Origin of the sequence: Croceivirga lutea, assembly GCF_014235875.1 — a bacterium.
GTDB classification, from domain to species: domain Bacteria; phylum Bacteroidota; class Bacteroidia; order Flavobacteriales; family Flavobacteriaceae; genus Croceivirga; species Croceivirga lutea.
In genome coordinates, this window is the sequence record NZ_JACJUK010000004.1 from 121,799 (window position 1) to 146,963 (window position 25,165).

Annotated in this window: 24 protein-coding genes; 17 read left to right on the top strand and 7 right to left on the bottom strand. The window is 33.5% G+C overall.

The features are described from left to right. The first annotated feature begins 42 nt into the window (after window positions 1-42). The 8 genes from H5V42_RS08920 to H5V42_RS08955 all read left to right on the top strand — a co-directional run bounded on the left by H5V42_RS08920 (window position 43) and on the right by H5V42_RS08955 (window position 8,245). Window positions 43-999 carry a TIGR01777 family oxidoreductase gene (locus tag H5V42_RS08920; RefSeq protein WP_185782814.1) on the top strand — a complete coding sequence of 319 codons (957 nt, stop codon included), beginning with the start codon at window positions 43-45 and terminating at the stop codon, window positions 997-999. Window positions 1,000-1,126: 127 nt separating this feature from the next. After that, window positions 1,127-1,696 (top strand): nucleotide exchange factor GrpE, encoded by a 570-nt coding sequence (locus H5V42_RS08925; protein ID WP_185782815.1) that lies wholly within the window; start codon window positions 1,127-1,129, stop codon window positions 1,694-1,696. Between the two features lie 9 nt (window positions 1,697-1,705). Beyond that, complete coding sequence (gene dnaJ / locus H5V42_RS08930) at window positions 1,706-2,818, top strand: molecular chaperone DnaJ (RefSeq protein WP_185782816.1); 1,113 nt, start codon at window positions 1,706-1,708, stop codon at window positions 2,816-2,818. Window positions 2,819-3,029: 211 nt separating this feature from the next. Next, window positions 3,030-3,959 (top strand): ABC transporter ATP-binding protein, encoded by a 930-nt coding sequence (locus H5V42_RS08935; RefSeq protein ID WP_185782817.1) that lies wholly within the window; start codon window positions 3,030-3,032, stop codon window positions 3,957-3,959. Next, window positions 3,959-5,299, top strand: a complete 1,341-nt coding sequence (locus H5V42_RS08940) for an ABC transporter permease (RefSeq protein WP_185782818.1) — start codon at window positions 3,959-3,961, stop codon at window positions 5,297-5,299. Before H5V42_RS08935 ends, H5V42_RS08940 begins: the two co-directional genes overlap by 1 nt. Next, window positions 5,284-6,189: a mechanosensitive ion channel family protein gene (locus tag H5V42_RS08945; protein ID WP_185782819.1), complete on the top strand. Its 906-nt coding sequence runs from the start codon at window positions 5,284-5,286 to the stop codon at window positions 6,187-6,189. Before H5V42_RS08940 ends, H5V42_RS08945 begins: the two co-directional genes overlap by 16 nt. A gap of 51 nt (window positions 6,190-6,240) precedes the next feature. Further along, on the top strand, window positions 6,241-7,071 hold the full coding sequence (locus H5V42_RS08950; protein ID WP_229665662.1) for a DUF6268 family outer membrane beta-barrel protein: 831 nt from the start codon (window positions 6,241-6,243) through the stop codon (window positions 7,069-7,071). A 10-nt stretch (window positions 7,072-7,081) separates the two neighbouring features. Further along, a complete protein-coding gene (locus H5V42_RS08955) occupies window positions 7,082-8,245 on the top strand; it encodes a sigma-54-dependent transcriptional regulator (protein ID WP_185782821.1) in 1,164 nt (387 codons plus the stop codon). A 1-nt stretch (window position 8,246) separates the two neighbouring features. On the opposite strand, the gene H5V42_RS08960 is transcribed toward H5V42_RS08955, so the two are convergent. Further along, complete coding sequence (locus H5V42_RS08960) at window positions 8,247-8,966, bottom strand: hypothetical protein (RefSeq protein WP_185782822.1); 720 nt, start codon at window positions 8,964-8,966, stop codon at window positions 8,247-8,249. A 166-nt stretch (window positions 8,967-9,132) separates the two neighbouring features. Here H5V42_RS08960 and H5V42_RS08965 point away from each other — a divergent pair, with 166 nt between their 5' ends. Together H5V42_RS08965 and H5V42_RS08970 are read left to right on the top strand one after the other, a co-directional pair. Beyond that, window positions 9,133-10,014, top strand: a complete 882-nt coding sequence (locus tag H5V42_RS08965) for a PPK2 family polyphosphate kinase (protein ID WP_185782823.1) — start codon at window positions 9,133-9,135, stop codon at window positions 10,012-10,014. Further along, window positions 10,011-11,408 carry a M28 family peptidase gene (locus H5V42_RS08970; protein ID WP_185782824.1) on the top strand — a complete coding sequence of 466 codons (1,398 nt, stop codon included), beginning with the start codon at window positions 10,011-10,013 and terminating at the stop codon, window positions 11,406-11,408. The genes H5V42_RS08965 and H5V42_RS08970 overlap by 4 nt, the downstream gene beginning before the upstream one ends. On the opposite strand, the gene H5V42_RS08975 is transcribed toward H5V42_RS08970, so the two are convergent. Further along, the gene (locus H5V42_RS08975; RefSeq protein ID WP_185782825.1) at window positions 11,405-12,532 is read right to left on the bottom strand and encodes an acyltransferase family protein; all 1,128 of its coding nucleotides are present in this window, start codon (window positions 12,530-12,532) and stop codon (window positions 11,405-11,407) included. The two genes, H5V42_RS08970 and H5V42_RS08975, sit on opposite strands and share 4 nt — an antisense overlap. Window positions 12,533-12,682: 150 nt before the next feature. Between H5V42_RS08975 and H5V42_RS08980 the strand changes: the two genes are divergently transcribed. Beyond that, entirely contained in the window at window positions 12,683-13,615 is a 933-nt protein-coding gene (locus H5V42_RS08980; protein WP_185782826.1) for a peptidylprolyl isomerase, read from the top strand. Window positions 13,616-13,973: 358 nt separating this feature from the next. On the opposite strand, the gene H5V42_RS08985 is transcribed toward H5V42_RS08980, so the two are convergent. Beyond that, window positions 13,974-14,624: a peroxiredoxin gene (locus tag H5V42_RS08985; protein ID WP_185782827.1), complete on the bottom strand. Its 651-nt coding sequence runs from the start codon at window positions 14,622-14,624 to the stop codon at window positions 13,974-13,976. A 112-nt stretch (window positions 14,625-14,736) separates the two neighbouring features. Here H5V42_RS08985 and H5V42_RS08990 point away from each other — a divergent pair, with 112 nt between their 5' ends. Next, entirely contained in the window at window positions 14,737-15,264 is a 528-nt protein-coding gene (locus H5V42_RS08990; protein WP_185782828.1) for a YfiT family bacillithiol transferase, read from the top strand. A gap of 12 nt (window positions 15,265-15,276) precedes the next feature. Here H5V42_RS08990 and H5V42_RS08995 read toward each other — a convergent pair whose 3' ends face one another. After that, a complete protein-coding gene (locus H5V42_RS08995; protein ID WP_185782829.1) occupies window positions 15,277-15,834 on the bottom strand; it encodes a thioredoxin family protein in 558 nt (185 codons plus the stop codon). A gap of 166 nt (window positions 15,835-16,000) precedes the next feature. Here H5V42_RS08995 and H5V42_RS09000 point away from each other — a divergent pair, with 166 nt between their 5' ends. Beyond that, on the top strand, window positions 16,001-17,026 hold the full coding sequence (locus H5V42_RS09000) for a 1-acyl-sn-glycerol-3-phosphate acyltransferase (RefSeq protein ID WP_185782830.1): 1,026 nt from the start codon (window positions 16,001-16,003) through the stop codon (window positions 17,024-17,026). Here H5V42_RS09000 and H5V42_RS09005 read toward each other — a convergent pair. From H5V42_RS09005 to H5V42_RS09015, 3 genes are all read right to left on the bottom strand, one after another. Beyond that, complete coding sequence (locus tag H5V42_RS09005; RefSeq protein ID WP_185782831.1) at window positions 17,001-19,526, bottom strand: M14 family metallopeptidase; 2,526 nt, start codon at window positions 19,524-19,526, stop codon at window positions 17,001-17,003. The genes H5V42_RS09000 and H5V42_RS09005 overlap by 26 nt on opposite strands. A gap of 84 nt (window positions 19,527-19,610) precedes the next feature. Continuing rightward, window positions 19,611-19,973, bottom strand: a complete 363-nt coding sequence (locus H5V42_RS09010; RefSeq protein WP_185782832.1) for a PUR family DNA/RNA-binding protein — start codon at window positions 19,971-19,973, stop codon at window positions 19,611-19,613. Between the two features lie 59 nt (window positions 19,974-20,032). Continuing rightward, window positions 20,033-21,799, bottom strand: coding sequence for an ABC transporter ATP-binding protein (locus tag H5V42_RS09015; protein ID WP_185782833.1), 1,767 nt, complete (start codon window positions 21,797-21,799; stop codon window positions 20,033-20,035). Window positions 21,800-21,967: 168 nt separating this feature from the next. Between H5V42_RS09015 and nusB the strand changes: the two genes are divergently transcribed. The 4 genes from nusB (at window position 21,968) to H5V42_RS09035 (ending at window position 25,165) form a co-directional block, all read left to right on the top strand. Further along, window positions 21,968-22,909: a transcription antitermination factor NusB gene (nusB, locus tag H5V42_RS09020; protein WP_185782834.1), complete on the top strand. Its 942-nt coding sequence runs from the start codon at window positions 21,968-21,970 to the stop codon at window positions 22,907-22,909. Window positions 22,910-22,950: 41 nt separating this feature from the next. After that, window positions 22,951-23,430 carry a DUF1573 domain-containing protein gene (locus H5V42_RS09025; RefSeq protein WP_185782835.1) on the top strand — a complete coding sequence of 160 codons (480 nt, stop codon included), beginning with the start codon at window positions 22,951-22,953 and terminating at the stop codon, window positions 23,428-23,430. Between the two features lie 7 nt (window positions 23,431-23,437). Further along, window positions 23,438-23,728 carry a preprotein translocase subunit YajC gene (gene yajC / locus H5V42_RS09030; RefSeq protein WP_185782836.1) on the top strand — a complete coding sequence of 97 codons (291 nt, stop codon included), beginning with the start codon at window positions 23,438-23,440 and terminating at the stop codon, window positions 23,726-23,728. Window positions 23,729-23,818: 90 nt separating this feature from the next. Then, window positions 23,819-25,165: a Gfo/Idh/MocA family protein gene (locus H5V42_RS09035; protein WP_185782837.1), complete on the top strand. Its 1,347-nt coding sequence runs from the start codon at window positions 23,819-23,821 to the stop codon at window positions 25,163-25,165.

Here is a 25,165-nt window from a genome sequence, read left to right on the forward strand (position 1 = left end):
GTCAGTTAAACCTGTAATTTTGACAAAAACATACTACTGAATATGAAGGTGCTGATAACTGGTGCTACTGGTCTTGTTGGTAATCAACTGGTTAAAGAATTGTTGAAAAAGAATTATACGGTAAATTATCTAACTACTAGTACATCTAAAATTGAAAACAAAGAGAACTACAAAGGATTTTATTGGAATCCTGCGAAGGATGAGATAGACTTAAAAAGTTTTGATGGCGTAGATGTAATCATAAATTTAGCGGGAGCAAGCATTGCGCAACGATGGACACCCACTAACAAGCGAAAAATTTTAAATAGTAGAATTGATTCTTTAAAAACGCTAAAGAAGGGCCTTGTACAATCAAACGTTAAGTCTGTTAGGCAACTAATTTCAGCTTCTGCAATAGGTATTTATCCAAATAGCTTAGACACATATTACGAAGAAAGTTGTACTAAAGTTGATGATAGCTTTTTAGGTGAGGTTACTAAAGCTTGGGAAGATGCGGCGGACGAATTTAATACGCTAAACCTTAGCGTTGCCAAAATTAGAATTGGTCTCGTATTATCATTAAATGGTGGTGCCCTACCAAAATTAAAGCAGCCAATAGAAAACTATGTTGGAGCACCACTTGGGGGTGGTGAGCAATGGCAATCATGGATTCATATTAAAGATTTAGCTAAAATTTTTGTTTTTGTGTTGAGTCACCAATTATCTGGAGTTTATAATGGAGTAGCACCAAATCCGGTGACCAATAGGAAACTAACAAAATCAGTGGCTTCATTTGTAAACAAGCCAATAATTTTACCTAAGGTTCCTGCTTTTATGCTAAAGCTTTTTTTAGGAAAAATGTCTTATATACTTTTAGCTAGTCAACGCGTATGTAGTAAAAAAATAGAAGAAGAAGGATTTATTTTTAAGTATACTAATATCTGCGGTGCTTTAGAACACCTGTTTATGCAAACGCAAAAAAGGAAAGAAAAAAATTTTAATAAGCAAGAACTAGCGTAAGCGTTTAGCTAACAATAAATTAAAAAATCCGCCAATTGGCGGATTTTTTAATTTATACGTGACATTTTGACATTTTAAAGTAATTGGCAATACTTTTGCAAACTCAAAGAAATAAAGGTAAAAATCCATGAGCAGAAAAAATAAAGCTGAAGAAATCATAGATGAAGAAATTCAGGGTCAAGAGCAAGAGGTAAATCCTCAAGCGGAGAATGTAGAAACTGAAACAACAGAAGAAGGCGAAGACTTAAATGAAGAGGAAGTTTTGAAGGCAGAGTTAGCACAGGAAAAGGATAAATTTTTGAGGTTGTTTGCAGAATTTGAAAATTTTAAGAGAAGAACCTCCAAAGAAAGAGTTGAGCTGTTTAAGACTGCTGGCCAAGATATTATGGTATCTCTATTACCCGTTTTAGATGATTTTGATAGAGCATTAAATGAAATCTCAAAGTCTGAAGACGGAGAGTTGTTCAAAGGAGTAGAATTAATAAGCAATAAATTAAAAGATACCTTAAAAAATAAAGGGTTAGAGCAGGTTGAAGTAGAAGTTGGGGAAACATTTGATGCTGAATTACATGAAGCTGTTACGCAAATACCAGCGCCAGACGCTAGCATGAAAGGTAAAATTATTGATATAATTGAAAAAGGCTTCAAGTTAGGGGACCGTATAATAAGGCATCCAAAAGTTGTTGTTGGCAACTAAAAATAGGATATGAAAGAAGATTACTACGACATATTAGGAGTTTCTAAAGGGGCCTCGGCAGCAGAAATTAAAAAAGCATATCGGAAAAAAGCTATTCAATATCATCCTGACAAAAATCCGGGTGATGAGAAAGCCGAAGAAATGTTTAAAAAAGCCGCTGAAGCATACGAGATATTAAGCGACCCAGATAAGAAAGCAAAATACGACCAATATGGCCATGCTGCATTTGAAGGCGGTGGCTTCGGTGGCGGCAATATGAATATGGATGATATCTTCAGTCAGTTTGGAGATATTTTTGGAGGCGCTTTTGGTGGTGGTTTTAGCGGATTTGGCGGTTTTGGTGGCGGTCAAAGAAGAGTAAAAGGTAGCAACCTAAGAATACGCGTTAAACTTACTTTAGAAGAAATTGCCAATGGTGTTGAGAAAAAAGTAAAAGTTAAACGAAAAGTACAAGCTGGTGGAGTTACTTATAAAACATGCCCTACTTGTAATGGCGCGGGACAGGTAACTAAAATTACCAATACCATTTTAGGTAGAATGCAAACTGCCGCAACATGTAGTTCATGTGGTGGTGCCGGACAAGTAATAGATAATAGACCTGCAGGAGCCGATGCTCAAGGTATGATTACCAAAGAAGAAACGGTATCTATAAAAATACCAGCAGGTGTTGAAGAAGGCATGCAATTAAAGGTTTCTGGTAAAGGTAATAATGCGCCTGGTAATGGCGTGCCAGGTGACCTAATAGTAGCCATAGAAACCGTAGAGCACGAAACATTAAAAAGAGAAGGTGATAATTTACATTATGATTTGTATGTAAGTTTCTCTGAAGCAGTCTTAGGCACATCAAAAGAAATAGATGCAGTTGGAGGAAAAGTTCGTATTAAGCTTGAGCCAGGCATACAATCTGGTAAAATTTTACGATTAAGAGGTAAAGGAGTATCTAGCTTAAATGGTTATGGTAACGGAGATTTATTGGTTCATGTTAATGTTTGGACGCCAAAAGAGCTAAATAAAGAACAAAGGGAGTTTTTTGAGCGTATGCAAGCAGATGAAAACTTTGTTCCTAAGCCAGAAAAATCAGACAAAAGCTTTTTTGAAAAGGTAAAAGATATGTTCTCATAGTTTAAATCTATTTTGTTTAACTAAAAAGTGTATATTTGAATTTGATACTTTTATTAGTATCTAATTTTCTTTTTCATAGCAATTTTTTTCCCATCCTTATTTTTTAGGGGTGGGTTTTTCGTTTTTAAGGACGTTATTTTGGACACTTTCGATTGAAAGTATTCTGACTTATTTAGTAATCAATATCCCTATCTTTGATAAAATTTAATACATGGAGCATATACTTGCTGCCAACGGAGTTGTTAAACAATTTGCTGGGCATACAGCGTTAGACAATGTTTCTCTAACAATACCAACAAATTGTATTTATGGTTTATTAGGACCAAATGGTGCAGGTAAAACCACCTTAATAAGGATAATAAATCAAATTACGCACCCAGATAAAGGGGAGGTTCTTTTTGAGGGTGCTCCTTTAATGCCAGAACATATAGCTCAAATAGGTTATTTGCCAGAAGAACGCGGATTATACAAGAGCATGAGAGTTGGTGAGCAAGCTTTATATCTTGCACAATTAAAAGGGTTATCAAAAGCCGAAGCAACCAAACGATTAAAATATTGGTTTGAGCGATTAGAGATTGGTGATTGGTGGAATAAAAAAATTCAGGAGCTATCTAAGGGTATGGCTCAAAAAATTCAATTTGTAGTTACGGTACTTCACCAACCAAAACTTTTAATTTTTGATGAGCCCTTTAGTGGTTTTGACCCCATAAATGCTAACCGAATTAAAGATGAAATACTAGAGTTAAAAAAGCAAGGAACTTCTATTATATTTTCTACACACAGAATGGAGTCTGTTGAAGAACTTTGTGACCACATTACCTTACTAAACAAATCTAAAAAGGTATTAGATGGTAGATTAAAAGATATTAAACAAGCCTATAAAAACAATATATACCAAGTAGGATTGCAGGTTTCAAATGCGAACAAAATTAGTGCTGAAGCAATTTTAAATGGTTTTGATTACGCAGGTTTAGAAATTCTACCAGAAGAAAATCAAATTAACTGCAATATACAGTTGCCAAGCGCAGAAACTTCAACACTTTTGAATGCTCTATCGGCAAAGGGTAACATAAATTATTTTGAAGAAAAAATTCCTTCAGTTAATGAAATATTTATAAAAGCCGTAGAAGAAAACCATTAATGAAAAAACTAAGGCTGATAATAAAAAGAGAATATCTAGCAAAAGTTCGAAACAAGTCTTTTGTGATAATGACTTTTTTAAGTCCCATTCTCATGGTTGGTATGATAGTTCTGATTGCATACCTTACTAAGCTAAATGATAGTGAACAGCGTGTAGTAGCTGTACTAAATGAAAGTAATTATTTTGAAAATTCTTTTAACTCAACCGAAACTTTATCGTTTTTACAGTTTAAAGATATTACACTAGAAAAGGCAAAAGACTCTACAACTGCATTGGGTTTTTATGGGTTGTTATATGTTCCAAATTCTTCGGGTATAGAACAAGTTGCTAAACGAACAGTTTTTTATTCTACAGATAGTCCTATAAGTGAGGTACTCTCTAAAATAGAACGAGTTTTTCAAGATAGATTGAGAGAAAATAGACTACAATCTGCAGGTATTACTGCAAAGCAATATGTAGAGGTAGAAAAAGAATTTGATTTGGCCTTAGCCACTTTCGAAGGCGAACAAAACCTAGAAGATTTAAATATAATTAGAGCCTTGGTAGGAGGGGCATTTGGTTATTTAATAATGATGTTTATTATTATTTATGGTGGTTTTGTAATGCGGAGTGTTATAGAAGAAAAAACAACTCGCATTATTGAAATTATTATTTCTTCAGTAAAACCATTTCAATTAATGTTGGGCAAAATAATTGGCACGTCATTAGCTGGTATTACACAATTCACCATTTGGGTTGTTGCGGGCGGAATATTATTAATAGTTGCTTTGGCAGTTTTTGGTATAGACCCAATGATTTTACTAGATAGGTCAAATATTCAGACTATGACCGCGGGTGCTGCTCAAGATTTTTCTCCAGAAGATTTTGAGAAAATAAAATCTGTTGGTAGAGAAATTTTAAACATACCATGGTTTACCCTTGTGAGTTCTTTTTTACTCTATTTTGTATTAGGTTATTTTATTTACAGTTCAATTTATGCAGCTATTGGTGCAGCTGTAGATAATGAGACTGATACACAACAATTTATATTTCCAATTATATTACCACTTATGTTGGCTATATATGTTGGATTCTTTTCGGTTTTTAGCAATCCGCATGGGCCTATAGCTGTAGGTTTTTCTCTTTTTCCATTAACCTCTCCAATTGTTATGCTAATGCGGTTACCAAGTGGAATTGGTGAAGGTGGTGTACCCTATTGGCAATTTGGGCTATCTATTCTATTTTTGGTTTTAACTTTTATAGCCATAGTTTGGCTAGCAGCTAAAATTTATAGAGTTGGAATTTTAATGTACGGTAAAAAACCAAGTTATAAAGAGCTGTACAAATGGTTAAAATATTAGGTGGATTAATGCTAGTAGTACCTCAAGAAATAAAAGAAATTATTGAAGAAGATGTATGGGGTTCCATCAAAGAATTCTTAAATCTTGGTTTTCATATACCCACGGGAGAGAGTACAATACATCTAACCGTTGGTCTTTTAATTCTATTAATAGTAGCATTTATTTTTACCACCTATTTGCTAAACTGGTTAAGAAAATTTCTAACCCGAAAAATGGAGCAAGATGACAAACTTAAATTTATAAGTGTTTTTAAGTTTGCCAGGTACATAATTTATCTAGTAGTTATTCTTTTAACATTAAGTGCTGCAGGTATTAATGTTACCGTTATTTTAACCGCCTCGGCCGCCCTGTTCGTGGGTTTGGGTTTAGCGCTTCAAGAGCTATTTCAAGACATTATAGGAGGTATTTTTATTATTGTAGATAAATCGTTAAGAGTAGGAGATGTGGTTTCTATCGATGGAAAAGTAGGAAAGGTTTTTGAAATTAAACTGCGAACAACAAGAGCAATTACTAGAGATGATAAGGTAATTATTATTCCCAACCATAAATTTATAAGTGATATTGTCTACAACCATACCCAAAATCACAAAACAACAAGAGAAGCTGTAAGCGTTGGTGTTGCTTATGGTAGTGATGTTGATTTGGTAACCCAATTGCTTATTGAAACCGCTGCTGAACAAAAAGGCGTACTTAAAAATCCAAAAGCATTTGTAACTTTTGATGATTTTGGAGATTCAGCTTTAATATTTTCTATTCACTTTTTTACTAACGATAGTTTTAGTGATCCTAAAATAAAGAGCGGGATTAGATATATCATAGATAAGAAATTTAGAGAAAACAACGTTACTATTCCGTTCCCACAAAGAGATGTACATCTTTTTCAAAAATAATTAGTGAAATCTAAGTTGTTTATAATTTTATGGTGTTGTACAACATTTTTGTTGACAGCTACCTGTATTGCGCAAAGCTCAGACCTCTTTAGAGTTGAAGGTTTAAATATTCCTAAGAATGATGCAGGTATCACAACTACTAGGTTTAAAGGGGTGTTGAATATACCTTTTGAAGTTTCAAAAGAAACATATTTAATTATAGGAAGTGAGTATAATTTCTTTAACATTAAGTATGATAAGCAATTTCCATTTGATACTGCCGATTTGGAACGTTTGCACATATTAGATTTAAATATTGGCTACGTTACTAAATGGAATGAAAATTGGCGTTTAATTGCCATTCTAACTCCACGTTTAGCTTCTAATTTTAGTGGAAGCACATTATCAGACGATTTCTTTTTTAACGCCACAGCCACCTTATTAAAAAGTGTAAATAACACAGATAAACCATTTAGAATTATAGCAGGTTTAAGTTTTAACAGTACTACAGGCTTACCATTTCCATTACCCATTATTAGCTATTACAAAAAATTTCATCCTAATTGGTCGTACACCATGGGTACCACAAGAAGCAATTTAAAATACCATTGGAAAAAACAGTCTTTACAATTGGCATTATTATTGGACGGTTATTTTATAAATGTTCAAAACAATATAGAACTACCAGAAGGTCGAGTAGGCTCTAAGCTATCACTATCGGCCGTAGTTTCTGGTTTAGAATATCAATATAGAATTACGGATGAATTTTCGTTTTTTGCTGTTGCGGGTCAGACTTTATATCAATCAGCAATATTAAGAGGAGACAATCAACAGCGTGTTTTTACCCTTAATGAAGAATCTAATCTGTATTTTAGAACGGGATTTAAATTATCAATTTTTTAAAGTAAGACATATGTCAAAAATACTAGTCATTGAAGATGAAGCTGCTATAAGAAGAGTATTGGTAAAAATACTTAGTGAAGAAAGTGATTCTTATCAAGTTCAAGAGTCTGAAGATGGAGTAAAAGGACTGGAGTTACTTAAAAAAGAAGATTTTGACTTGGTGCTTTGTGATATTAAAATGCCAAAAATGGATGGCGTTGAAGTCTTAGAAAGTGTTAAGAAAATTAAGCCCGAAATACCATTTATTATGATTTCTGGGCACGGTGATTTAGATACTGCGGTAAATACCATGCGCTTAGGTGCATTTGATTACATTTCTAAGCCACCAGATTTAAATAGATTATTAACCACAGTTAGAAATGCCTTAGATAGAAAAGAACTAGTGGTTGAGAATAAAATTCTAAAAAAGAAGGTAAGTAAGAATTATGAAATGATTGGCGATAGCAGCGAAATCAATACTATAAAGGATATTATTGAAAAAGTTGCTCCAACAGATGCTCGTGTATTGATTACGGGTTCAAACGGTACCGGTAAAGAGTTGGTTGCGCATTGGTTACATCAAAAAAGTCCGCGTTCATCTAGTCCGTTTATTGAGGTTAACTGCGCTGCAATACCTTCAGAATTAATTGAAAGTGAATTATTTGGTCACGTTAAAGGGGCATTTACTTCAGCAGTAAAAGACAGGGCAGGTAAATTTGAAGCAGCAAATAAAGGCACTATATTTTTAGATGAAATAGGTGATATGAGTTTATCTGCACAGGCAAAAGTGTTACGTGTGCTTCAAGAAAATAAATTATCTAGAGTAGGTTCAGATAAAGATATTAAGGTCGATGTTAGGGTTTTCGCAGCTACCAATAAAGACCTCAAAAAAGAAATTGCTGACGGTAATTTCAGAGAAGATTTATATCATAGACTTGCAGTAATTTTAATAAAAGTCCCCGCTTTAAATGACCGTAGAAATGATATTCCTTTATTGATAAATCATTTTGCTAAAAAGATAGCTCAAGAACAAGGAACTGCCTTAAAAACATTTTCAGATAAAGCCATCGAACTTTTAAAAGGATACGATTGGACAGGCAATATACGAGAGCTGCGCAACGTAGTTGAACGACTAATAATTTTGGGCGGTAAAGAAGTAAGTGAAGAGGATGTAAAGCTTTTTGCAAGCAAATAGCTTATTCTTCTAATTTACAACCTTCTAAACTAATAAGTGCTTTTAAAGATATTTCGTAAATACGTTTGTGATAATCTCGTCTGGTTTCAGAAAGTGATTCATCTTTTAGCCGTTCTTTAGAGATATTTACAACTCTACTAATGAAACTAAAGGCCTCTTCACATTCAACGTTATTTACAACATCATTTAAAGATGCTTTATAAGTTTCAATTGTTTCGTTAATTCGTTCTTGTCTTAATTTGCCTTCTGGCTTAACTACTTCACCCTTGGTTTTGTAGGCTTTTTGAGTATTCATTTCTAGAACATTATCGCCGTAAAAACTTTCACTTTCTTTTTCGAAGTCTTTAAGTAATTGAATACTTAATATAGTATTACTGTAGGCAATTTGTAAATACTCTTTAGATTTCGGAATTAAATTGCTTTCAGAGGCGTAGGTAAGGTTAGATGCTGTTAAGTCTAGATGTTTGTTAGCAACTAAGCAACCGCAATCTGTAAATAAAGTTTTTGTTTTTGGTAGCGTAGTTAGTGCCTTTTGACTGTAGAATTTTATCATTTCTAAATCATTGGAATTTAATGCACTATGTACTTGATTTCTTATAAGTTCAATGTTATTAGTTGCAAACTCACAAGCGTTGTACGTTTTAAATGAGGCCATCATATAAAAACCAATAAGGGCCAAAATCAAACAAATAAAAAAGACGATTTTTTTGTAGGTTTTCACAGTTAAAAAGATTTGGACCACTAAAATTAAGAGGTGGTATTCTTTAGGCGAAAAAACATCGGTATTCTTCCAATTTATTCTTTCAGAAACCTTCAATAAATAGAGTTTCTGCTAAAATGCATTGTTTTCTCTTTGAAAGGAATAGCATAAAAACTATATTCAACTTATGAAGCAAATTAGTTGGCAAAAGTTCAAAGTAGATAAACCCACTGTTTTAAAAAACTTTACTACTTATGAAGATTTTGGTTTATCTAAAGATGAGCTAAAAGATGAGTTAAAAGACATTCGTAGAGACCTAGGTAAATTTCAAGACACCATGTATGCACATGCAAAATATAGTGTCTTAATATGTTTACAGGGTATGGATACAGCCGGTAAGGATAGTTTAATTAGAGAGGTTTTTAAAGACTTTAATGTGAGAGGTATTGTAGTGCATAGCTTTAAAGTTCCCAGCACTAAAGAGCTTAAACACGATTATCTCTGGAGACATTATATTGCTTTACCAGAACGTGGAAAATTTGGAGTGTTTAATAGAACACATTATGAAAATGTATTGGTCACAAAAGTACACCCAGAATATATCTTGGGTGAAAACATACCGCATATAAACTCAATTTCAGATATTAATGATGAATTCTGGGAGAATAGATACCGGCAAATAAATGATTTTGAGCGCCACATTAGCGAAAACGGTACACTAATTTTTAAGTTTTACTTAAATCTCTCAATAGAAGAACAAAGCCGTAGACTTTTACGCAGAATTCGATTAAAGGAAAAAAATTGGAAATTTTCACCTAGTGATATGAAAGAGCGTAAACTATGGCATAGTTATCAAGAATGCTACCAAAAAGTTATCGACAAAACATCAAAGCCTCATGCTCCTTGGTATGTTATCCCTGCTGATAATAAGAAAGCGGCTCGGCTTTTAGTGGCGAGTATTTTATTGAATGAGTTAAAAAAATACAAAGACATAGAAGAACCTGAACTTAGTGAAGAAATAAAAACTAACTTGGAAACTTTCAGACAAGAACTAGAAAAAGAACAATGAGAAAATTAGTAGTTGTAGCCCTTCTATTTAGTGTTGTTAATGTAATAGCACAGCAAGAAGATGAAAAGCAAATTAAAAAAATTTATGATACGTCTTTAACGGCACCTCAGGCGTATGAATGGTTAAATTATTTATCCAATCAAATTGGTGGTCGTTTGTCAGGTTCAGTACAAGCGCAAGAAGCTGTTGAATATACTAAAAGGCAATTAGATTCTTTAGGTTTAGATAGAGTTTGGCTACAACCAGTTATGGTGCCAAAATGGGTGCGCGGCACACCAGAATACGCTTATTTTGAAACTAAACCTGGTCATACCACAAATGTTCCTATTTGTGCGCTTGGGGGTTCAGTCGCAACTAAAGAAGGGGGACTAAAGGCAAACATAATTGAGGTTCAAGGTATAGAAGAACTGGAAAAACTTGGACGAGCTAAAATTGAAGGTAAAATAGTATTCTACAATAGACCTATGAATCCTACCCTAATTAGTACATTCTCCTCTTATGGTGGATGTGTTGATCAGCGGTATTCTGGTGCCGCCGAAGCTGGTAAATATGGTGCAGCAGGAGTAATTGTTCGTTCCATGAACTTACGATTAGATGATTATCCGCATACCGGTTCTATGAGTTATGGCGATACACCAGTGGAAAATCGTATACCGGCAGCTGCAATCAGCACTAATTCAGCTGAACTATTAAGTACTACTTTAAAATTAAATCCTAACGTTAAGTTTTATTTCAATCAAAATTGCAAACAATATGATGATGTGAAGTCTTATAATGTTATTGGTGAGATTACCGGAAACGAATTTCCGAACGAAATAATGGTTGTTGGCGGACATTTAGATTCTTGGGATTTAGGCGATGGATCACACGATGATGGTGCAGGTTGTGTTCAAAGTATGGATGTGTTACGATTATTTAAGGCCACTGGTTACCAACCAAAGCGAACATTACGTGTTGTACTTTTTATGAATGAAGAAAATGGTTTACGAGGCGGTAACAAATATGCCGAAGTAGCAAAGAATAAAAAAGAAACTCATGTATTTGCTTTAGAAAGTGATGCTGGCGGATTTAGCCCAAGAGGTTTTTCTTTTGATTGTTCAGACACCAATTTTGAAAAAATTAGTAGCTGGAAACCCCTATTTGAGCCGTATTTGATTCACATGTTTGTTAGAGGTGGAAGTGGAGCAGATGTTGGCCCCTTAAAAGATGAAAATATTGTGCTTTCTGGCTTAAGACCAGATAGCCAGCGCTATTTTGACCATCACCATGCGGAAAATGATACTTTTGAACACGTAAATCAACGAGAATTGCAGCTAGGTGCAGCAACAATGGCGAGTTTAGTGTATTTGGTAGATAAATATGGTTTTGACCAACCAATTAAAATTAAAGGTTAATCATTTGTAGTAATCAATTGCGCTTTAATTTTTTTTCGGCCTCTGTTTACAGTAGATAATATACTATTGAGGTATTTAGTTATTGGAGCTTCAACATATCTGTTTAAAATATAGCTTAATACCAACATGAACAGAATTGTAAAGGAGAGAATAACATATTTGTTGAGATATTCATTTAGATTATTAAAAATAATGTAACCAATATTTTGGTGCAATAGATATAAAGGGTAAGTTAATATTCCAAGATATATAAAGAAAGGTTTATTAAGAAACTTCAGTTTATTTCTAACTATTAGAAACACCAATAAGTACATTAAAACTACTAATCCTACAACCAAGGGTTCAGAGGCATCGGTTTTAAAATACATAGCTGCACCCATGATGAAATGCAATCTATGATAAACAGACAGCAAAACACATGTGATTAAGGCCATACCATTCACTACCGTAATTTTATTAGTTTTATACATTCTAGCCATTAGCATGCCAGCAATAAAGGCAGGGGCCCATTCTAAGATTAACGCAAGATTTGCCAAAAACATAATAGTTGTATGCGAAAAGAAAACGTATAATACACTCAAGCCTAGCCAGAGATACGCACAAGCTTCTATGGTAACCTTTTTAAAGTGCTGTATGGCTACATAAACGGCAGAGAGTAAATAGAATTTAACTTCAATAACCATAGTCCAATAAACACCATCTAATGCTTCAATATCCATTAAATCATGCATTAAAGTAAGGTTAGCTAAAAACTGCGTAAAACTTGCATTAAACCGTGGAGCGCCAAAAAGTACAATTACAAGATAAGTTATAAGTGCACAAACCCAGTATACAGAAAAAACACGTAAAACTCTAGATTTAACGTATTCTCGTAGTGTTTTTCCCCTAATAGAAAGTGTAATTACAAAACCACTAATGATAAAGAATAGGTCAATGAATACAAAGAAGTATTTCATCCAATCTCCTAATTCTTCAAAACTAATAACACTTAAATTGTCAGCTCTATATCCTCTAAAAAGATAATGCGCTAAAACAATTCCCATAGCGGCTATAAATCTTAACAAATCTATTTGATAAAACCGCTTCGATTGTTTAGAGTCAGGTTTAAAACCTTGATCAGTCATTAGTTAGTATAAGTTGATAAATGTTAATGAATCCATAAAAATAATGGTAACAATCTCTGTAAGTGTATTTTTTACTCAAAAGGGAAATATTTTCGTTGAACAACAAAAATGTAAAGGGTTATCTTTGCAAACCAAATAAAAAAAAGCAGCATGCAAGACGGAATTTACGCTAAATTCAATACAACAAAAGGTGAAATTTTGGTAAAGCTTACACATGATAAGACCCCTGCTACCGTAGGTAATTTTGTGGCTTTAGCAGAAGGTAATATGGAAAATGGGGCCAAACCTCAAGGAACACCTTATTATGATGGTTTAAACTTTCACAGAGTTATTCCAGATTTTATGATTCAAGGTGGATGCCCTCAAGGAACAGGTACAGGCTCTCCCGGATATCAATTTGATGACGAAATACATGACGATTTAAAACATGATACCCCTGGAATTTTATCAATGGCTAACGCGGGTCCTGGTACAAACGGAAGTCAATTTTTTATAACACATGTACCTACACCTTGGTTAGATGGCAAACATACCGTATTTGGAAAAGTTGAAAGCGGACAAGAAGTCGTTGATGCCATTGCTCAGGGTGATAAAATTGAAAGCTTAGAAATTGTAAGAGTTGGTGAAGAGGCTGAACAATTTAATGCTATTGAGGCTTTTAGAACTTTTGATGGTGAGAGAGAAAGAAGAATTGCAGAAGCAAAAGAAAAAGCAGAAGCAGAGCTAGAAAAGTTAGCTGCTGGTTTTGAAAAAACAGCATCTGGTCTTCGTTATAAAGTAATTCAAAAAGGTTCTGGTGCCAAAGCAGAAAAAGGGAAAACCGTTTCTGTACATTATGAGGGTAGCCTACCTAATGGTGAAGTATTTGATTCTTCATTTAAACGTAAACAACCAATTGATTTTCAATTAGGAGTGGGGCAAGTAATTTCTGGTTGGGATGAAGGAATTCAACTTTTACAAGTTGGCGATAAAGCTAGGTTTGTTATACCTTCTGATTTAGGATATGGTAGTAGAGGAGCAGGTGGAGTAATTCCTCCAAATGCTACTTTGATATTTGATGTTGAATTAATGAATGTTCAATAAGAAATACCAATATTCATAAAATAAAAGAACCCTTCTCATTTTTGAGAAGGGTTCTTTTATTTAGCTACTCGATTAACACTTACCAAAAGTAAAATGAGGTTAAGAGCCACTAAAAGCAGAAGTACGGTTAAAAAGGTGTTCATTTAAAGGGTATTGTGGTTGTTAAACAATTAAACGTTGAAAAACCCTACTTTGTTTTAACGTTTAATTAGTAATTAGAGGAAAGTTTAAAGAAAAGGTTGCGTAAAAACATAACCAACTTAAAGTAGTAAAAAATTACAATACAACAGAATTAAAATAGCCCATAAAAAAAGCCTTTCAATTTGAAAGGCTTTAAGCAAATATTGCAATTTTCTACTTATACTTGAGTAGCGGCAAATGGGTCTGCAGTAAATCGTAAATACGGTTTAATTTCTTCAACACCCTCTGGAAACATTTCTTTAGCCTCTTTGGTAGGTATCGATGGACTAACCACAACTTTTTCACCATTTTTCCAATTTGCAGGAGTGGCTACTTTATGATTTAAGGTAAGTTGTAGAGAGTCTACAACTCTTAAAAGTTCGTAAAAATTTCTTCCTGTAGACGCCGGGTAAGTCAAGGTTAGTTTTATACTCTTATCAGGCGCTATGATGAATACAGAACGAACCGTAAATTTAGCATCGGCCTTAGGATGAATCATATCATACAACTCAGCAACTTTTCTATCTTCATCAGCAATTATAGGAAAGTTTACTAACGTATTTTGGGTTTCGTTAATATCTTTAATCCATTCGTGATGAGATTCGAGCGGGTCAACGCTCAATGCTATCATTTTTACATTACGCTTATCAAATTCATCTTTAAATTTTGCAGCAGTACCTAATTCAGTTGTACAAACTGGAGTAAAATCTGCTGGGTGAGAAAAAAGAATACCCCAACCATCACCTAAATAATCATAGAAGTTAAGAGTGCCTTGAGAAGTATCTGCTGTAAAATCTGGAGCGGTATCGCCCAATCTTAGTGTTGCCATTTTATGTTGTTTTAAATTCCTATCAAATTTATAGATTAAACAAATTTGCACTGTTTGTGCTGGGTTAAAACTATATTAAAGTTTCTTACTTTTATCCTGACAATAAATTCGCATGGAAAACCTAAAATACCCCATTGGTAAATTTTACAAACCAGAGAATATAACACAGCAAAATATAAAGAGCTGGATAAAAGAAATAGAAGAACTTCCTAAGAAATTTGAAGATTTAGTAGGCACCCTAAATAATGAACAATTAGAAACGCCATATAGACCCGGTGGATGGACTTTAAGACAATTAGTACATCATGTATCTGATAGTCATCATAATAGTTATATACGATTTAAGTGGGCGTTAACAGAGGATACACCCGTAATTAAGGCATATGATGAAAAACAATGGGCTAACCTGTTTGATACAAAATCTGCCCCAATAGATATGTCATTACTGCACCTAAAGGCAATACATGCAAAACTTGTTTATCTTTTAAAAGGATTATCGTCAGAACAATTAAAGAGAACGTTTATACACCCAGAAAATAACCAAGAAACATCTTTAGAAGAAAATGTGGGCAGATATGCATGGCATGGGGCGCATCATTATGCGCATGCTAAAAATCTGATTGAACGTAAAGGATGGTAAATAAGTATGTAATTAAACTTTCCATTTAATATTACATCCAATACTTGGCTTTTGCTCAATGGTAATTGGTTGATTATTTAATAATTGTTCAATTGCGTTGATCAGGTCTTCGCCTGTAAGTGGAATGCCATTACCTGGTCTAGAATCATCTAATTGGCCTCTATAAACCAATTCGAGTTTTTCATTAAATAAGTAGAAATCTGGAGTACAAGCGGCATCATAAGCTTTGGCAATTTCTTGAGTTTCATCATACAAATAGGGAAAGGTATATCCTTCTTTTTCAGCAACTTTTGTCATTAAGTGCGGCGCATCATCTGGATAGTTGACAACATCATTACTAGAGATAGCTATAAAACCAATACTTTTTTTTTGGTATTTTTTGGCTAGAGTTGTTATCATGGGGTTTACATGAATTACAAAAGGACAATGATTACATATAAACATTACCACTGTACCAATTTCTCCTTTAGATTCTTGTAGAGAAAGTTTAGCATTAGTTGTTGTATCAAAAAGTTCAAAGTTGGGAGCTTTAGTTCCTAAGGCTAACATATTACTTGGTGTGCGGGCCATTCTATTTCTTATTTAGCTTAAATTAAGTGGTTGTTCTTGAAAAGACAAAATACAAAGGTTTGTTGATTAAAATAAATCGGAAAGCTTATCTTGTGTTTTCAGAATAAGTAAGGAATACTCTTTTTATCGCAAATTATTTATCATTAAAGCTATAGGATACAATTTATTGAAGATTCTAATTCGTTGTGCACTTTTATTTTACTTTAAAAGAATTAGAATAATTGGTTTAGAAAATGTTCCTAAAAACAAACCTATTCTTTTTTTAAGTAATCATCAAAATGCATTGCTAGATGTACTTTTAATTGTAACTCACGTTTCTGTAAAACCATGGTTTTTAACTAGGGCTGATGTTTTTAATCAAAAAAGACTAATAGGCTTTTTTAATTTTTTACAGATGTTACCTATTTATAGAATTCGTGACGGAAAAAATAAGTTGCAGAAAAATCAACAGGTTTTTGAACGTTGTGCACAATTGTTAGATAAAAATGAAGCTATAGCTTTATTTCCAGAAGCAAATCACAGTTTAAAAAGAAGAGTAAGACCACTTAGTAAAGGATTTACTAGAATAATTAATAGCGCTTTAGAGAGGAATCCTAAAATGGATTTACATTTAATACCTATTGGTCAAAATTATCAAAGGGCAACTGCATTTCCAGATTCATGCTCATTGTATTTTGGAGAGCCTATTATAGTAAAAAATAAACATTCGAACTTAGGCAAAGCAACTATTGAAGACACAAAACAAAAGGTAACATCAGCATTACAAAAGCTTACAGTTCATATTGATGAAGATGTATATGATGGTATTCTAAATGAAATACATAATGTTGATTTCACCAAACCTGAATTAGTAAATGCAGCATTTGATTCCAATACTTATAGTCAGTTGCCAAAAAGTAATACACCTAATTTATTTTCATATTTAAAAGGCTTAGTATTTGAAGTTATCAATTTTCCTGTGATACAAATTTGGCGATTTTGGTTAAAACCAAAAGTTCCTGAAGATGAATTTAAAGATACATTTCGCTTTGGATATGGTCTTTTAGCTATGCCTCTATTTTATTTATTACTGTTAGGGTTGCTATTATTTTTCTTTAAAGTAAAAACGGCATGTTTACTTGTAGTAATCCATGCCGCTTTAAACATAATTTTAATAAAAATGGATTTTACATCATTTGCCCAAAGAAAATAGCATTCATCATTAGTTTATTGGTGCCATACCAAAATGCTCTAAAATTAGTATTGTCTGTAAATAGAATTACGCGACCACTACCCATTCTTCTAGCCTTAAAAGGAACACTGTTCTTTATTAGTTCTTCATTCTCTTCGGAGATATAACCACTTAATAAAGGATTATTGGTGTATTGAATAGGGTTGTTGTAACTATCCTCTTCAGGTTCTAAATAAATATTAGTATTTCTAAATAATGGTAAGCTATTGTTTTTGTACCCAAAGGCCACTGGGTGAGATCTATCAATTTTAGCTTCAAAAATGGCCCCTCCGGTTACTTGAGCACCTCTAAAATCGTTTCTCTGGTCAAATCTTATATTTTTAGCCACAAGGGTATCTTCACGCATTTTTAATTTTAAAAAGTCGTTGTTCTTAAACCAATTAGCAATGGTTCTAAAACCAATTACTGTTCCACCATTTCTAACCCAAGTTTTTAGTTTTTCAGCGCCTTTTTTATCTAACATAGCAGAACCCCAACCACTTGGAATTATGATGTCTGTATATCTACTTAAATCTGTTCTATTAAAATCTTTGGTATCTAATTTGGTTATTTTCATATTGTAACGCGTATCAAATAAATGCCAAATTTCACCTGCGTCATACGAACGAACACCGTCACCTACCAAAATAGCCACTTGCTGTTTTTTAATAGGGTCAAAATCATTACTCCCTAAATCTATACCTTTAGTTAAACCCGTAGAAACAGCGGTGATAGTTAAATGACTTTCTTTAGCAACATCGCTTAAAAAAGTATACAGGTCGTCAGCATTTAAGTTTTGATTTTGAACAGGAATCATAATAGTTCCGTAATCATAACTTTTGCTTTGTAATGTAAATGGGGTTTTGGCAACTTTAGCCCGAATACCTTTATTCACAATTGCATTCAAAGCTTTTGGAGAGTAATACTCATGCCACTCAAATAAATATGCATATGCACTCTTACCAGTCACACCGCCTTGTAGAGGTTCAAGTTTTGTGATTTCATTGCCTGCATTAGTTAAAGTAGTTAACTCTGTATAATCTAAATTGAATGCAAGAGGAAAAGTCCACGCAGAAATATCATAGAACAAACTATCTGTGAATTGTGTTCTTTTTTCAAACATAGCTCTTATCAGTCTCGGATTTTTTTGATTCATAGGAACTACGTAGGCGTTACCTTTTTTATATTGCTTACCATTAATTTTAGCATCACTAGCAAGTTCATGAAACTTTATTTTATGACGTTCTAAGATTTCAGCTAAATGCCAAGTTTTGGCTGCATCTTTTTCATCACCAAAAACATAAGCTTTTGTTCTATTACTAGCACCTTCAGAAAGAATGTCTTTGTAATATTGACGTTGGTAATCTAAAATTTTTGAACGCATATTTTTTGCAGCTTCAATAGTAGATAGAGCTGTCGTAAATTGATTTCTTACAGTAAATGGAAAGGTGAGAATACCATTTTCACTCTCCTGAATATGTCCTCTAGAACTACCTTGCTCAAATAAAATGCCAATACTACCATTTACATCAGGAAAAGTAGAACCCTTACCGTAATAGTAATCATCATAATTTTCTTCTGAATAATATAGGGAGCCAATTTTATCTAAAGCTTTGGCATGATAGGTTCCAATTTCTGCAGTTAGTTCCTGGTTAATTTTCGGCGTTAACGGATGTACTCTCGTAGGTTCACCTGGCTGAAAGAAAAATGTACTATTCGTGCCCATTTCATGATGATCAGTTAGAATATTAGGTAACCATTTGTGAAACGTTTTTATACGAGCCCTACTTTCTGGTAATTGTACTGGTAACCAGTCTCTATTCATATCAAACCAATAATGATTTGTTCTACCTCCAGGCCAAACCTCACTATATTCTCTATCGTTAGGGTCTGGATTTAAATTTTGACTTCTGTGAACGTTAGCCCAATACGCAAAACGTTGTAAACCGTCTGGATTAAAACTAGGGTCTAAAAGAATAATGGTATTACCTAATAGACTTTCAATTTCAGAGCCTTGAGCTGCAGCTAAATAGTACGCATAGGCTAATGCAGCATTAGAACCACTTGGCTCGTTACCATGTATAGAAAACCCTTGATAAACCACAATAGGCATGTCTGCAGTATTTAAGCTGGCACCAGATTTTTCTGTTAAAGCAATATGGTCCGCTCTTATTTTATCAATGTTGTTATGATTTTCAGGAGTTGTTACGGTTAACAAAAGAATTGGTCTACCTTCAAAAGTCTGTCCCCTATTTTCAATAGTAATTCTATCACTTGCTGCAGCAAGAGTTTGCATGTAAAACATTAATTTATCATGTGTAACATGCCATTCGCCCACCTCATGACCTATAATTTGTTTAGGAGTTGGAATCGCCGAATCGTAAGTAACATTTTGTGGTAGATAATAATCTAAAGTCAGCTCTTCTTGAGCAGATAACCAAGAAGTAAATAGTACTGTGAGAAGTAGAAATTTAAATTTCATTTGAGTTGATTTGAATTAGTCAACTCCTAAAATAAAGAACGGCCTGTTAAAACAGGCCGTTCAATGTAATTTTTAAGTTTTTTTTTAAATATCGTCAAAATCTACATCAGTAAAACTTTCAACATCAGAAGTATTTTCTTCATCTACTTTGTTAAAATCTTTCTGATGTCTTTCTGAAATCACTTCCATTCCCTTTTCATCAACAATGTAATCCATCATTTCTGTCATAATGTCTTTAAATGCCGTAAAATCTTCTTTGTATAAATAGATTTTGTGCTTTTTGTAATGAAAAGAACCATCATCATGTGTAAACTTTTTACTTTCTGTAATGGTTAAGTAATAATCGCCTGCTTTTGTGCTTCTTACATCAAAGAAGTAAGTGCGTCTGCCGGCTCTAAGTACCTTAGAATAAATTTCTTCTTGATCCATTAAATCTTTTCCCCCCATGGTAATTTATGTATCTTAAACTTTAGTTTATTCAACCAAAAATGTGAAAAAAAAGTTAATCAACCAACTTTTGAGGAATGTTTGTCTGTTAACTGGTCTAAATACAGCTCTTTGTAATAACCTTCAGTAGCATTTAGTTTATCATGAGTACCCTCTTGTAAAACTATACCATCTTCTAGCACCAAAATTTTGTCTGCATTCTTAGCTGAAGAAACTCTATGACTTACTATTAGTGTAGTTTTAGCTTTAGATTCTTTTTGAAGATTGGTAAGTATTTCTTCTTCAGTTTCCGTGTCAACGGCGGATAAACAATCATCAAAGAGATAAATTGTAGGATCCTTCATTAAGGCTCTAGCAATTGAAACACGTTGTTTTTGACCTCCACTAAGTGTAATTCCTCGTTCACCTAAAATAGTATCATATTTTTTATTAAAGCCCATAATGTTATTATGAACCGCTGCTTTTTTTGCAACGTTTTCTATTTCTTCTTGAGTAGCATTCTCTTTTCCAAAACGAATATTATTTGCTATGGTATCAGAAAATAAAAATGCATCTTGTGGTACGGCACCAATAGCACTTCGTAGAGAATCTAAATTTAATTTTTGAACGGGCACATCATCAATTAATATTTCGCCAGATGAGACATCATACAAACGGGCTACTAAATCTAAAATGGTAGATTTACCAGAGCCTGTTTTACCTAAAAAAGCTACTGTTTGTCCGGGCTCAATAGTAAAAGAAACATTATTAAGTGCAGTAATTTCAGTATCCTCATAAGTAAAAGACACATTTTTGAACTCTATTTTACCCTCAACAGGAGTTGGTTTTTGTTCTGTATTGGTAATAGAAGGTTGTTCATTTAAAAACTCATTAATTCTTTTTTGTGAAGCCTCTGCCCGTTGCACAATTGATGTTAACCAACCTACTACTGCCACTGGCCATGTTAACATATTAACGTAAAGAATAAATTCTGCAATTATACCTACAGATGTAATAGTGCCATTAATATATTGTTTGCCACCAATGTAAATCACTAAAATGTTACTTATACCAATTAGCAAAATCATTAAAGGGAAAAACCAAGCATTTACTTTGGCTAAAGACATGCTAGTTTCTTTTCCTTCATGAGCTAAAGATTTTAATTCACTATTCATTTTTGGTTCTAAACCGTAAGCTTTAATAACCGAAACTCCAGAAAATGATTCTTGTGTGAATGTAGAAAGGTTAGATAAAAACTCTTGAACTTTAGTACTTCTCTGATGAATTATTTTACTTATTTGATAAATAAGAATGGACAAAAAAGGTAAGGGTAATAAAGTGTAAGCGGCCAACGTTGGCGCTTTAATAAACATTAATGGTATTAAACACGCAAATAAGGTTAGCGTTTGTATACCATACATAATAGCAGGCCCTGCATACATTCTAACTTGTCCAACATCCTCACTAATACGGTTCATTAAATCACCAATTCTATTTTTTTTATAAAAATTGAGACTTAATAATTGATAATGGTCAAATACTTCATTTTTTAAATCGTATTCAATATATCTAGAAACATTTATAATAGTTTGGCGCATTAAAAAAGTAAACAAGGCTGATAATAAAGCCGCACCAATAATTATTAATATATATTCTAACAGAAGAGATTCTGCTTCTGGCACAGATAAAGTTCCGTTCACCGAGCCTTCAACAGCCTTAATAGATTTGTTAACATAAGAAGGCATAACAAGAGAAAACACTCTTGCAATAATTGTAATAATTACCCCTAAAAGCAGCTTAAGCCAATATTTTTTAAGGTATTTATTGAGGTATTGTAATTCTTTCATGTACTAATTGAAGAAGTTCATTAAGCCAACAATTGTCAAAGATAGGGTTTACTTATTTCGTTTAATGTTATAAAACTGATAAGATAGCACCAAGAGGTAGGTAGACTAAAAATATAATTCTAATTTAGCCGCGTGAACCATCACCAACCAACAAAATAGTTCTTTTAGATGTTAACAAGAAGACACATTCGTGTTAAAGTAATGCAATGTATTTACGCACTCATTCAGTCTAACGATGAGTCGTTACAAAAACAAGAAAAGTTTTTGAAGTTCAGTATCGATAATATGTATACGCTCTATTTATTAATGCTGAGTTTTCTAATAGAGTTACACAGACTAGCACAAAAGCATGTTTCCTCTAAAAAATATTTATCTTCAAAAGAGGATTCCTATCCTGATAAAAACAAATTTGTTAGTAACCGTTTACTAGTACAATTAACTTCTAATGAAGCTCTAAAATCAGAGCTAAGTAAGCGAAAGCTTGAGCATTGGGATATTAATGAGGAATACGTAAAGGTTGTCTATAAAGAAATGACAAACCACAAGTTGTACAAAAAATACATGCAACAAGAAGGTTCTGATTTTGAAGCGGATAAAGAGTTAGTTCTAGCTATATTTAAAGACTTAGTTGCTCCCAACGATAAAATTTATGACTTTTTCGAAGATGAAAGGCTTACTTGGGTAGATGATATTCCAATAGTAAACACTTTTATTTTAAAAAGATTACGCAAGGCTTCTTTAGAGAACAACCCTAATTTTTTTACACCTAAGTTGTATAAAGATGAACAAGACTTGGTCTATGCAAATGAACTTTTAACAAAAACACTCTTAACTAATGATAAATTAGAAAAAGAGATAGAGGGTAAAACACCAAATTGGGATAAAGATAGAATCGCAGAAATAGATTATATTCTTTTAAAAATGGCTATTTGCGAATTGTTGAACTTTTCATCAATACCAGAAAAAGTTACCATCAATGAGTATTTAGAAATTGCTAAAGAATATTCTACGCCAAAAAGTAGCATATTTATTAATGGTATTTTAGATAAGTTAGTTAAAGAATATAAAGCAGAGGGTAAACTCCAAAAAATAGGAAGAGGTTTACTTTAATGCATAATTCATTATTTTTACAAAAATTTAAAAGTCAAGAAATGAAGAGAATATTTGGTTTACTAAGTTTTTCGGCGCTTGTTTTGTTTTCAACTTCTTGCAAAGACAAGGCAGCTGATAAGGTTAATACAGAAAATGTAGAAGTAGCGGCTAATAGAGATGTTGCACAAAGAAAAGTAGCAAAAATGGCATTTGAAAAAATGGAACATGACTTTGGTACTATTGAACAAGGAACTCCGCAAGAAACTACATTTAAATTTACTAATACTGGTGATGCTCCTTTGATTATTACAAATGCAAAAGCAAGTTGTGGTTGTACAGTGCCAGAATGGCCAAAAGACAAACCAATTGCTCCAGGTGATACTGGTGAGTTGTTAGTTAAGTTTAATGGTTCTGGTCAAAACCAAGTAACTAAAACTATTACGGTAACTGCAAATACAGAAAAAGGTCAAGAGTTATTGCGTATTAAAGCATTTGTAAACCCTAAAGGAACTGCAGCTGCTGGACCAGTTAAAAGCTAAATTTTAGATGGAAGGATTAGGACAATTTCTACCCTTATTGTTAATTTTTGTAGTAGCTTATTTTTTTATGATAAGACCACAAATTAAAAGACAAAAGGATGAAAAAAAGTTTGCTTCAGAATTAAAAAGAGGTGACAAAGTAATGACCAAAGGTGGTTTGTATGGCAAGATTGTTGATTTAAATGAAGATAACAATTCTTGCATTATAGAAACCATGGCTGGTAAACTTAAATTTGATAGGTCTGCCATTTCTATGGAAGGCAGTCAAAAACTGAAACCTGCGGCAAAAAAGAATTAAGAGTTCTTAGAAAAATTCTAAAAAGCCCCGACCACATGGTCGGGGCTTTTTTTATTATCTTATGGCTAGTAATCAACTTTATATACCGCCATGCAAAACCGAAGAAACTTCATAAAATCAGGTTCACTCTACCTCTCAGCTTTGGGAACTTCATTTTTATTTCCGACTGAGCTTTTAGCTACCATGCGAAAGCAAGTAAGTGCTAATGATAAAATTCAGTTTGCTTTAATAGGTTGTCGTGGCATGGGTTTTACCAATCTACTTTCGTTTTTGAAAAAGAGCGAGGTAGAACTTGTTGCTTTGTGTGATGTTGATGAAAATGTTTTGCGTGAAAAAACTGCTGAATTAGAAAAAGCAAATATTAAAAAACCCAAATGGTATACAGATTACAGAAAGGTATTAGAAGACAAAGATGTTGATTTTGTAATCATAGGAACGCCAGACCACTGGCACTGTTTGCAATTATGTGATGCTTTAGATGCAGGTAAAGATGCATATTGTGAAAAACCAATTGCCAATTCTATAGAAGAATGTGAACTTATGTTACGTAAAGTGACTAACTCAAATAGAATAGTTCAAATAGGGCAATGGCAACGCAGTCAACCTCATTTTGTAGATGCTATTAATTATGTGCATTCAGGTAAATTGGGTCAAATTAGGTTGGTTAAAACATGGGCTTACCAAGGTTGGATGGGTTCCATACCTAAAGTTGCAGATAGTACTGTACCAGTTGGGGTAGATTATAAAATGTGGTTAGGCCCAGCAGAAAATAGACCGTTTAATAGAAATAGATTTCATTTTTCGTTTAGGTGGTTTTGGGATTACGCAGGAGGTTTGATGACGGATTGGGGTGTGCATTTAATTGATTATGCGTTATACGGGATGAAGGCTTCTGACCCCAAATCAGTCATGGCTATTGGCGGTAAGTACGCTTACCCAGATGATGCTCAAGAAACCCCTGACACCTTACAAACTGTTTACGAGTTTGATAACTTTTCATTGCTTTGGGAGCATGCTACGGGCATAGATAACGGTAATTATGGTCGAGACCACGGTATTGCATTTATTGGAAATAACGGAACATTAGTTTTAAATAGAGGAGGTTGGGAGGTAATTCCTGAAAATGACCGACCGCATTGGAGTCAAAACAATGGACCAAAAATTGAAGCTGTGCCTTTGCAAAATAGTGATGCTAACGCATTAGACTTACATACAGCAAATTTCTTAGATGCTTTAAAAAGTAAGAGTTCCTCAGATTTAAAAGCACCCTTAAAGGTTGGTTATGATGCGGCTATGGTATGCCATTTGGGCAATGTTGCTTTTAAAACTGGAGAAAGAATTTATTGGGATTCTGCCACAAAAAAGTTATCAAATACCGAAGCAAATTCGCATTTAAAAGCAAATTACCATAACGGTTGGCTGTTACCCAAAGTGTAA